Source organism: Streptomyces sp. NPDC056883, from assembly GCF_042788835.1.
In the GTDB taxonomy this organism is placed as follows: domain Bacteria; phylum Actinomycetota; class Actinomycetes; order Streptomycetales; family Streptomycetaceae; genus Streptomyces; species Streptomyces stoeckheimensis.
Window position 1 is genome coordinate 479,464 of sequence record NZ_JBHUBS010000004.1, and the last position, 10,820, is coordinate 490,283.

Here is a 10,820-nt window from a genome sequence, read left to right on the forward strand (position 1 = left end):
AAACCATGGCTGCTCACACCAGCCAGTCGGTGGCGAAGGCCGCGGGCAGCGAGACCGGTCCTGACACCGGTCCCGCCGCCCGCGGCCGGAGCCGCAGGACTGACAAGACGACGGGACGCGGCGCCGGCGGGGGCAACCGCCCGGGGCTGAAGCGGGCCCTCGCCACCCACTGGTACGCCTGGGCCATGATCACCCCCGTGGTGCTCGTGCTCGGCGTGATCATCGGCTGGCCGCTCGTCCGCGGCGTCTACCTGTCACTGACGGACGCCACCGAGCGCAACGTCAGCCGGACCATCGGCGTCAACCACATCGAGGCGACGTACCAGTTCGTCGGACTCGACAACTACGCCGACGTCCTCGCCGACCCGGTGTTCCTGCAGCGGCTGGTGTGGACGGTCCTGTGGACCGTCGCCTGCGTGTCGGTCACCTTCGCGCTCGGCCTCGGCCTCGCCACCGTGCTCAACCGCGAGTTCAAGGGGCGCGCCGCCTACCGGATGGCGCTCATCCTGCCCTGGGCCGTGCCCGGATTCGTCTCCGTCTTCGCCTGGCGGTTCCTCTTCAACCGCGACAACGGCATCCTCAACAAGATCCTCGAAGGCGGCGGCATCTCCGCCGTCCCGTGGCTCGACGACCCGACCTGGGCGAAGATCGCGGTCATCGCCGTCAACGTCTGGCTCGGCGTCCCCTTCATGATGGTCGCCCTGCTCGGCGGCATGCAGTCCATCCCCGGCGAGCTCTACGAAGCGGCCGAGATGGACGGGGCGACCCCCTGGCAGCGGTTCCGCCACATCACCCTGCCGGGACTGCGCACGGTCAGCATGACCGTGATCCTGCTCTCCACCATCTGGACCTTCAACATGTTCCCGGTGATCTTCCTGCTCACCCGGGGCGGCCCCGGCGACTCCACCGAGATCCTGGTGACCCAGGCGTTCCGCGAGGCGTTCGTGACCAGCCCGCGCGACTTCGCGGTCTCGGCGACCTGGGGCGTACTGATCCTCCTGCTGCTCACGATGTTCGCGCTGGTCTACCGGCGGTCGCTGCGCAAGCAGGGAGAGGTGTGGTGACCGTGACGACCAACTCTGTGAGCTCTGCGAACGCGCCCGTCGGCCGCCCCCGGGGCAAGCGCTCCCCGCTCGCCTCCGCCGGACTGCACGCCACCCTGGCCGTCGCCGCCGTGATCGCCGTCTTCCCCGTGCTGTGGATCCTGCTGACCTCGCTCAAGCCCGCGAAGCACGCCATCTCCACGGACTTCGTCAAGGAACCCACCCTCGACAACTACCGCTACCTGGTGGAGTCGACCTCCTTCCTCACCTGGTTCGGCAACTCCGTCCTGGTCGCCGGCATCACCACCGTCCTCGGGGTGTTCATCGCCGCCACCACCGGATACGCCGTCAGCCGCTTCAAGTTCCCCGGAATGAAGCCGCTGATGTGGACCCTGCTCATCACGCAGATGTTCCCGATGGCCATCCTCATCGTCCCGCTCTACAACCTCATGGGCGACCTGGGGCTGCTGAACCAGCCGCTCGGCCTGGTGATCACGTACCTCACCATCGCCGTGCCGTTCTGCGCCTGGATGATGAAGGGCTTCTTCGACACCATCCCGGTCGAGATCGACGAATCCGGCCGCGTCGACGGGCTCAACCCCTTCGGCACCTTCTGGCGCCTCATCCTGCCGCTGGCCAAGCCCGGCCTCGCCGTCACCGGCTTCTACGCCTTCATCACCGCCTGGGGCGAGGTCGCGTACGCCTCCGCCTTCATGGTCGGCGACGAGCACCTGACGCTGGCCGGCGGCCTGCAGACCTTCGTCACGCAGTACACCTCCAACTGGGGTGCGATGAGCGCGGCTTCCATCCTCATCGCCATCCCCGCGGCGTTCTTCTTCCTCTTCGCCCAGCGTCACCTCGTCGCCGGGATGACGGCAGGCGCGACCAAGGGCTGACCAGCCCCGCGCGCACGGGCCGACCACCCGATGCCTGCCCCCTCTCACCCCCGGCCCGATCTCCCCAAGGACGACATGACCCAGCACCTCGCCGCCGAAACCTCGTTGGACGGCCTCCCCACCTCCACCGGCACCCTGCCCGGCTGGTGGAGAGAAGCGGTGATCTACCAGGTCTATCCGCGCAGCTTCGCCGACTCCAACGGGGACGGCATGGGGGACCTCGAAGGCATCCGCAGCCGACTGCCGTACCTGAAGGAACTCGGCGTCGACGCCGTATGGCTCAGCCCCTTCTACGCCTCCCCGCAGGCCGACGCCGGCTACGACGTCGCCGACTACCGGGCCATCGACCCCATGTTCGGCACCCTCCACGACGCCGACGCCGTGATCCGCGAGGCGCACGGACTGGGCCTGCGGATCATCGTGGACCTGGTTCCCAACCACTGCTCCGACCAGCACGAATGGTTCAAGCAGGCACTGCGCGAAGGGCCGGGGACGCCGCTGCGCGAGCGCTTCCACTTCCGCCCGGGCCGGGGCGACGGCGGCACGGAGCCCCCGAACGACTGGGAGTCCATCTTCGGCGGACCCGCCTGGACCCGGGTCGCCGACGGGGAGTGGTACCTGCACCTCTTCGCACCCGAGCAGCCCGACTTCAACTGGGAACACCCGGCCGTCCAGGACGAGTTCCGCTCGATCCTGCGGTTCTGGCTCGACCTCGGCGCCGACGGCTTCCGCATCGACGTTGCTCATGGGTTGGTCAAGGCCCCCGGCCTGCCCGATCTCGGGCGGGGCGAGCAGCTGAAGCTGCTGGGCAACCAGGTGCTGCCCTTCTTCGACCAGGACGGCGTCCACGAGATCTATCGCTCCTGGCGGAAGGTCCTGGACGAGTACGCCGGCGACCGGATCGGCGTCGCCGAGGCCTGGACGCCGAGCGCCGACCGGACGGCCATGTACCTGCGGCCCGACGAGCTCCACCAGGCCTTCAACTTCCACTACCTGAACACCGGATGGGACGCGCAGGCGCTGCGCGCCACCATCGACGAGTCCCTGGACGCGATGCGCCCGGTGGGCGCGCCGACCACGTGGGTGCTGTCGAACCACGACGTGGTGCGCCACGTCACGCGGTACGGGGGAGGGGCCGAGGGCCTGGCCCGGGCGCGGGCGGCCGCGCTGCTGATGCTGGCCCTGCCCGGATCGGCGTACGTCTACCAGGGCGAGGAGCTCGGCCTCCCCGAGGTACTCGACCTCCCGGACTCCGCCCGCCAGGACCCGGCCTTCGCCCGCGGCGCCGGGCAGGACGGGCTGCGCGACGGCTGCCGCGTACCGATCCCGTGGTCGGGCACCGAGGCCCCGTACGGCTTCGGCGAAGGCGGCAGCTGGCTGCCGCAGCCGGCCGAGTGGGCGGGCCTGAGTGTGGCCGCGCAGACCGGCGACCCGGCCTCCACCCTGGAGCTCTACCGCGCCGCGCTGCACCTGCGCCGCTCGCACCCGGAGCTGGGCGCGGGCGACGCGGTCCAGTGGCTGGAGGCCCCGGCGGGCGTCCTGGCCTTCCGCCGGGGGGACTTCACCTGCACGGTCAACACCACGGCCGAGCCGGTACGGATGCCCGCGCCGGGCACCGTACTGCTGGCGAGCGGGGACCTCGCCGACCCGTCGGAGCTGCCGGCCGACACGGCGGTGTGGTGGCGGGGATGACCTCCCCGCTGCGGTTGACGGACATCGCCGCGCAGGCCGCGGTCAGCGAGGCGACCGTCAGCCGCGTGCTCAACGGCAAGGCGGGCGTGGCGTCCGGCACCCGGCACAAGGTGCTGGCCGCCATGGACCTGCTGGGCTACGAACGCCCGGTCCGGCTGCGCCGGCGCAGCAACGGGCTGGTGGGCCTCCTCACCCCGGAGCTCACCAACCCGATCTTCCCGGCGTTCGCCCAGGTCATCGAGCAGACCCTCGCGGGCCACGGCTACACCCCGGTGCTGTGCACGCAGACCCCGGGCGGGGCCACCGAGGACGAGCTGGTGGAGCAGCTGGAGGAGCGCGGGGTCACGGGGATCGTGTTCCTGTCCGGCCTCCACGCGGACTCCTCGGCGGACCCTTCGCGCTACCAGCGGCTGGCGGCGCGGGGGGTCCCCTTCGTGTTGATCAACGGCTTCAACGAACAGGTCCAGGCCCCTTTCATCTCCCCGGACGACCGCGCGGCGGCGGAGATGGCGGTCCGCCACCTGGAGGACCTGGGCCACCGCAGGATCGGCCTGGCCATCGGCCCGACGCGCTACGTCCCGTCGGCGAGGAAGGAAGCCGGGTTCAAGGCCGCGTTGCCGGGTGCTGAGGGGGACGGCCTGATCCAGCGCACCCTGTTCACGGTCGAGGGCGGCCACGCGGCGGGCGGAGCCCTGCTGGACCGCGGCTGCACGGGCATCGTCTGCGGCAGCGACCCGATGGCCCTGGGCGTCATACGGGCCGCCCGCGAACGCGGCCTGCGCGTCCCGGAGGACATCTCGGTGGTCGGCTTCGACGACTCCCCCCTGATCGCCTTCACGGACCCCCCGCTGACCACGGTCCGCCAACCGGTCCGCGCCATGGCAACGGCAGCGGTGGGCGCCCTCCTGGAGGCAGTGGCCGGCACCCCGGTCCAGCGCACGGAGTACGTCTTCCAACCGGAACTGGTGGTCCGGGGATCCACGGGGCAGGGGCCCGGGGCGTAGGGGCCCGGGGGGAGGGGGGTTCTCCCTCTTCTCCCCTGCCCCTCTCCCTTTCGACGTCAGTCGGGCAGCGCCACGGTGAGGTCCACCTCGACGAGCTGTCCGGAAAAGCCCAGCTGGGCAACGCCCAAGAGGGTGCTGGCGGTGGTGAACGCCGGCCCCAGGGCGGACTCGGTGAGCCGACGCCATACGGCTCCGAGCACGTCCCTCTCGTCGCTCCGTACGTAGATCACCGACCGCACCACGTGCTGCGGCCGGGCACTCGCCGCTGCCAGGGCGGTGAGCGCGTTCGCGACCACCTGGTCGACCTGCGCCTCGACGGAACCGGCACCGACGAGATCACCGTTGCGATCCAGCGGGCACTGTCCGGCCAGGTAGGCCGTACGCCCTGCCTCCACCACCGTGATGTGGTGGTATCCGGGCGTCGCATGCAGCTGCTCGGGATTGATGCGGGTGATCTTCTCGGTCATGCCCGCGAGTCTGCCCAGCGTGGCGCCGGCACGCACCGCAATTTCGGAGGCTCACCGAAGCCGAGATCGTCGACCGATTCGACCTGGGCCATTACCTCAGGCGTAATCGACCCCTGCCCCGGCGGACCGGCATGTTGGTCCCCACACGAGCGGCAACGGGCCGCATCGGTCGGGAACGGGACGGGGTACGGGATGTTCGCGGGGCGGCGTGGTGTGGTGGCGGTCGCGGTGGCGGCGGTCGTCGCGGGGATGACGACCGCAGCGGCGGCGCCGCCGGGCGGTGGGGAGGCCGCTGCCCAGGGCGACTGCCCGGAGGTGCGCGCAAAGGTCGAGCGGCTGGAGGGCCGGATCACCCCGAACGCCTGCGCGTTCATGCAGCGCCAAATCGCCTTCGGTGAGCTGCCGACCGGCGCCCCGCCGGCCCCCGGGGACCTGAGCCACCCCCGAGTGAAGGCCTACCTCGACATCTTCGACGAGGAGGCCACCCTCTGGGAGGCCGGCAGCGCCCCGCAGCGCGGCCACGTCGTGATCGGCACCTCCATCACCGGCTCCCTGCGGCTGGTCCCCGACCTGCGCTACCGGGGAACGGACGTGGTGGCCGATGGCGGCGTCATGATGTTCGGCCAGTGGAACGAGGTCACGCTCAAGGGTCACAAGGTGGCCTACCCGCAGATCGCGCGCAATGTCCTCGGGGACGACGGCAAGACCCTCCAGGCCCGCCGCTACTACGACCGCCACGCCCTGTTCCGGGACACGGTCCCGGAGCTGGCGCCCGAGGGCCTGTTCGAGGGGATCGCGGACTCCGGCCGGGCTCCCTCCCGGGGCCCGGCACCCGAGCGCTTGCGGGCCGCGGAGATCCCGGACCGCCTGGCGGCTTGGAACGGAGAGGACGTCGACGCCCTGCTCGCCCGGACGGGCAACGCACGGCTGTCGGGGCCGGGGCTGGACGCTCCCCTGGCGACGGAGTCCGGCAAGCGGGCCTACCTCCAGCGGTTCTTCGGCACGGCGGACGTCCGCTTCAAGGCCGGCCAGGCCGCCTTCGGCAGGACCACGACCTACGTGGAGTGGCACGGCACGGTCTCCGGACCGAAGGGCAAGGACATCCCGTTCGGGATCGTGGAGCGCTTCGGCCCGGGCGGCGAGTGGGAGTTGTACTTCGACACCCTCCCGCTGGTCGCCGACCGGGCGGAGATCGGCGCGCTCTTCCAGAAGCTGTCCCAGCCTTAGCCGGCGGGGCAGGGCGGGGTGAAGGGGACCGCCGTGAAGTGGTGGGTCCATTGGGCTCTCGTGATGCGGGGGTGTGCGGTGGCGCAGATGCGGGTGGTGACTTGGGCCAGGGTGGTGTCCCACTGGCGGAGCGTGAAGTCGTTGCCGCCGGTGGACAGGGTGGTGCCGTCCGGGCTGAAGGTCACGGCCGGTACGGGGTTCGCGTGGCCGGTGAGGACGGTGGGGGTCGCCGCTCCCGGCACGTCCCAGAGCAGGGCCTTGCCGTCCGCGGAGCCGGCTGCCAGGCGGCGGCCGTCCGCGGCGAAGGCGAGGCGGTAGAGCCAGGAGCCGGACGCCCGGAGGTGTTTCACCTCGGTGGGGTGGTTGGCGGGGTCGACGTCCATCAGCCATACCGTTCTGTCCGTACGGTGGAAGGCTGCCAGTTTCCGGTTGTCGGGGCTGAACACGCCGCCGGTCAGGGGGATGGAGGGGTACGGGGGCGGCAGTTCGCGGGGGGTGCGGGGTTCGCTGATGTCCCACAAGCGCAGGGAGCCGGACTCGCCGCTGCTCGTCATCAAGGTGCGGCCGTCCGGGCGGAAGGAGGCCGTGGTGACCTCCGGGCCGTCCTCGGCGATCCGGCTCAGCCTACGGGGATCGGCGGGGTCGGTGAGGTCCCAGAGTCCGGCCGTGCCCTGGGCCCAGACGGCGAGCAGGCGGCCGTTCGCGGCGAAGCCGGCGCCGCCGACTTCCCCGCCGCCGGGGGTGAGGACGGATGTGAGACGGGGGGTGCGGGGGTCCGTGACGTCCCAGACGCGGACGGCGGCGTCCTCGCCGGCCGTCACGAGGATGCGCCCGTCCGGGCTGAACGCCACGCAGCGGACGAACTTGGTGTGCCCGCGCAGGACCGACAGCGGCCACAGGGCCCGGCCGCCGGTGACCTGCCACAGCCGTGCGGTGCCGTCCCAGCTGGCGCTGGCGAGGAGGTGTCCGGCGGGGGCGTAGGCCAGGGAGGTGACCACGTCGTCGTGGGTTCCGAGTGAGAGGTCCTGAAGGTTCAGCAGCCGGTCGGCGTTGGCGAGCACGCGGCCGTCGGGGCTGAACGCGGCCTGGTAGAAGCCGCCCTGGATCGTGCTGGTCCGCCTGGGGGCGGAAGGGGTCGCGACGTCCCAGAACTGGGTGGCCCCGCCGACCGTGACGAGGGTGGAGCCGTCCGGGGTGAAGGCCACCGACCAGACGATCGCGGGATGGACGGGCAGGACGGCCGGTGGCTGCGATCGCGCGAGGTTCCAGACCCGTGCGGTGCGGTCCCAGCTCCCGGTGGCCAGGGTGCGGCCGTCCGGGCTGAACGCGGCCGAGGTCACCGTGTCCGTGTGTCCGCGGAGCACGTCCAGGGGGAGTGGATCGGCGGGGTCGGTGACGTCCCACAGCCTGACGGTGGTGTCGCCGGTGGTCGCCAGCGTGCGGCCGTCCGGGCCGAACGCCACCGAGGTGACCTGGTGGGTGTGGCCCGGCAGGGTGGCCAGGAGGCGGGGGTGGCGGGGGTCGTCGGCCTTCCACAGGCGGGCCGTGCCGTCGGCGTGGCCGGTGGCGAGGGTGCCGTCCGGCCCGTACGCCACCCAGGTCGGCCCGGACTTCTGGTCCGGCAGCGTGCTCAGCTCGGTGGGGGCGCGCCGGTCCGTCACGTCCCACAGCCGCACCGAGCGTTCGCTCGCCGTGGCCAGGATCCGGCCGTCCGCAGCGAACGCCACCGACGCCAGCCGCTCCGGCTGGTTCACCACGGCCAGCTGTACGGGGTGGTGGGGCTCCCGCACGTCCCACAGCCGGACCGTGCGGTCCCAGCTCGCGGTGGCCACGACACGGCTGTCGGCAGCGAAGGAGACCGCGACCACGTCGGAGGTGTGGCCGGTGAGGCGGCTCGTGTACGGCGCCGCGAACGCGCTCATGAGCTGGTCGCGGACGTCGCCGGTGGCTGCCAGCCGGTACGCGGCCAGGTTCAGCTGGGCCGAGAGGGCGGGATCCTGCGGCCGCACCTCGGCCGCGTCCGCGGCGGCCTTGCGGGCAATGGCCACGTTGCGCTGCCGGATGGCCGAGTCCCGGGAGTCGACGGCCAGTCCGCCCGCGGTCGCCGCGACGACCACCAGGACCGTGAGCAGCGTGACCAGCTGCCGCAGGCGGACCGACCGTCGCCTGACCGCCGCCATCTCGCCGGCCTGCGCTTCCCGGCTCGCGTCGAGGAAGCGCCGCTCCTTGGAGGTCAGCCGGCTGCCGTCCGTGGCGGCCAGGTCCAGTGCCGCGGCCAGCCTGGCCCCCCGGTAGAGGGCGTGCGGGTCGCGGTCGTGCGCCTCCCAGCCGGCGGTCGCGTCGGTGAGCTGCCGGTGCAGGAGCAGCCGGTCCCGGTCCTCGGTCAGCCAGCCGCGCAGCCTCGGCCAGCACCGGATGATCGCCTCGTGGGTGATCTCGACGCACCCCTCGTCCAGCGTCACCAGCCGTTGCCGGGCGAGGGATTCGAGCACGAAGCCCGTGTCGGGGGTCGGGTCCAGCTCGTCCCTGGTGATGCGGCGCCTGGTGTCCTCCGTACCGTCGCCCAGCGCGGTCAGCCGGAGGAACAGCGACCTGGCGAGGTCTTGCTGGACGGGGGACAGCCCCCGGTAGGCGGCCTCGGCGGTCTGCGCGAGCGCGTGCTGGATGCCGCCCGCCGCCAGATACCCGTCCAGGGTCAGGCGGCTGCCGCTGCGACGGCGCCAGGTCTCGACCATCGCGTGCGAGACCAGCGGCAAGGCACCCGGCTGACCGGTCGCGTCCGCGACCACGGCCGCCAGCAGCGGGCCGGTCACCGTGCAGTCGGCGAGCATCGCCGGGCGGGTGACGGCCTCGCGCAGTTCCTGACTGCTCATCGGGCCGACCGCGATCTGCGCGTCGCGCACCGCGTCGACCAGCCTGGGGTCCTGGACGCAGTGGCCGTAGAAATCGGCGCGCACGCCGAGCACCACCCGGGTCCGGCTGGTCTCCGCCGTGGTGGCCGCGATCAGCATGGCGATGAACGCGTCCCGTTCGTTCCGGTCCCCGCAGAGGGTGAAGACCTCCTCGAACTGGTCGACCACGATCAGCGCGTCGATGTCCGGTGCCCGGTCGATCATGGTCTGCCGGATCCGCAGGTGCAGCGCCACGGGATCGTCCAGCAGCTCGGTCGCCAGCGGGCCGGGAGCCGCGCCCGTCACCGCGGCCAGGTGGACGGCGCACTCCTGCACGGGATGCGAGCCCGGCGTGAACAGCATCACCGGCCGTCCCGCTGCCCGCGCGCGGGCGACGAGCCCCGCCCGCAGCACCGAGGACTTCCCTGATCCGGACGGTCCGAAGACCGCCAGGAACCGGCGCTCACGCACCTTCGCGACCACCTCGCCGGTCAGCCGCTCGCGCCCGAAGAACCGGTCGGCGTCTTCCGGCTGGAACGCCGACAGCCCCGCGTACGGTGCGCCCTGCGGGCCGGTTTCCGCGGGCTCGGCGTCCCGCGTGCGCGCGGCGATCTCGGCGGCGGCCTCATGCCATCGGGTTTCCCACGCGCACCGGTCGCCTTGGCACGCCTCTACGTACGCCAGCGTCACGGCGAGGCTCGGAAAGGTGTGCCCACCCGCGGCGTCCGACAGCGTCGTCGACGAATAGTGCGCCTTTTTGGCCAGCGCCCGATAGGGCGGCCGTCCCGCTTTCTCGCGCAGCTTGCGAAGGTCGGCGGCGAACCGCGTCAGCGGTCCGGTGTCCGGGTCGAGCGGGCGTTCGGGGCGGGGCATGGCCTTCCTTCCTGCGCCTTTCCGCAGTCGTGATGGGTGGTGTTTGTCCAGCAATTGATGTCCGGAATCCACGTTCCGGCGCCGGACATCGGCCGGCGGCTAGACAAGGGGTCGGCGCAATCCGCGCCAGGGCACCACGAAGGGGAATCCATGAGGTCTCTACGGCGACTGATGCTTCTGCTGGCGGCCACCGGGCTGTTGGCCGGCGCCACCCTGACGGGCACACCCGCGTCGGCGGCGGCGCCCCTCCTGAAGTCCAACCTGAACGGACGGTGCGCAGACATCTTCATGTTCCACCAGGAGAACGGCTCCTCCACCGTGACGTGGGACTGCCACGGCGGCACCAACCAGCAGTGGTACTGGGACGGAGAGCAGATCCGTTCCAGCATGAACGGAAAGTGTCTGGAGATCTACGGCCCCCACCTGGGTGACCAGGGCTCGGTGAGCATGTGGGACTGCAACGGCGGGCGCCACCAGCAGTGGTTCCGCAACGGCAGCGAGATCCGCAACCGGGTGAACGGGAAGTGCCTCGACATCCTGGCCGGCCGGCCCGACAACGGACAGCTCCTGGTGAGCTGGGCCTGCAACGGCGCACGGAGTCAGAGCTGGGACTTCTGAACACCGGCCCGGGGGGGGGGGGAAAGGGGGGGGGGGGGGGAAAAGTTTTGGGGGGGGGGGGGGGAGGAAGGGGGGGGGGGGCTTTTTCGTGGGGGGGGGGAAAGAAAAG

8 protein-coding genes are annotated in these 10,820 nt (G+C 71.8%); 6 read left to right on the forward strand and 2 right to left on the reverse strand.

The genetic code is table 11. From position 1 onward, the window contains the following. Window positions 1-5 precede the first annotated feature (5 nt). The 4 genes from ACFRU2_RS14085 (at window position 6) to ACFRU2_RS14100 (ending at window position 4,635) form a co-directional block, all read left to right on the forward strand. A complete protein-coding gene (locus ACFRU2_RS14085; RefSeq protein ID WP_382971728.1) occupies window positions 6-1,064 on the forward strand; it encodes a carbohydrate ABC transporter permease in 1,059 nt (352 codons plus the stop codon). Further along, the gene (locus ACFRU2_RS14090; protein WP_382971729.1) at window positions 1,061-1,939 is read left to right on the forward strand and encodes a sugar ABC transporter permease; all 879 of its coding nucleotides are present in this window, start codon (window positions 1,061-1,063) and stop codon (window positions 1,937-1,939) included. Before ACFRU2_RS14085 ends, ACFRU2_RS14090 begins: the two co-directional genes overlap by 4 nt. A 75-nt stretch (window positions 1,940-2,014) precedes the next feature. Further along, window positions 2,015-3,631 (forward strand): glycoside hydrolase family 13 protein, encoded by a 1,617-nt coding sequence (locus ACFRU2_RS14095; protein ID WP_382971731.1) that lies wholly within the window; start codon window positions 2,015-2,017, stop codon window positions 3,629-3,631. Then, window positions 3,628-4,635, forward strand: a complete 1,008-nt coding sequence (locus ACFRU2_RS14100; RefSeq protein WP_382971733.1) for a LacI family DNA-binding transcriptional regulator — start codon at window positions 3,628-3,630, stop codon at window positions 4,633-4,635. Before ACFRU2_RS14095 ends, ACFRU2_RS14100 begins: the two co-directional genes overlap by 4 nt. Before the next feature lie 56 nt (window positions 4,636-4,691). On the opposite strand, the gene ACFRU2_RS14105 is transcribed toward ACFRU2_RS14100, so the two are convergent. Beyond that, window positions 4,692-5,102, reverse strand: a complete 411-nt coding sequence (locus ACFRU2_RS14105) for a RidA family protein (protein WP_382971735.1) — start codon at window positions 5,100-5,102, stop codon at window positions 4,692-4,694. A 192-nt stretch (window positions 5,103-5,294) separates the two neighbouring features. Between ACFRU2_RS14105 and ACFRU2_RS14110 the strand changes: the two genes are divergently transcribed. Beyond that, a complete protein-coding gene (locus ACFRU2_RS14110) occupies window positions 5,295-6,329 on the forward strand; it encodes a hypothetical protein (protein WP_382971737.1) in 1,035 nt (344 codons plus the stop codon). Here the strand turns inward: ACFRU2_RS14110 and ACFRU2_RS14115 are convergent. Next, a complete protein-coding gene (locus tag ACFRU2_RS14115) occupies window positions 6,326-10,093 on the reverse strand; it encodes a hypothetical protein (protein ID WP_382971739.1) in 3,768 nt (1,255 codons plus the stop codon). The genes ACFRU2_RS14110 and ACFRU2_RS14115 overlap by 4 nt on opposite strands. Before the next feature lie 150 nt (window positions 10,094-10,243). On the opposite strand from ACFRU2_RS14115, the gene ACFRU2_RS14120 reads away from it, so the two are divergent. Further along, entirely contained in the window at window positions 10,244-10,711 is a 468-nt protein-coding gene (locus ACFRU2_RS14120) for an RICIN domain-containing protein (RefSeq protein WP_382971740.1), read from the forward strand. The last annotated feature ends 109 nt before the right edge of the window (window positions 10,712-10,820 follow it).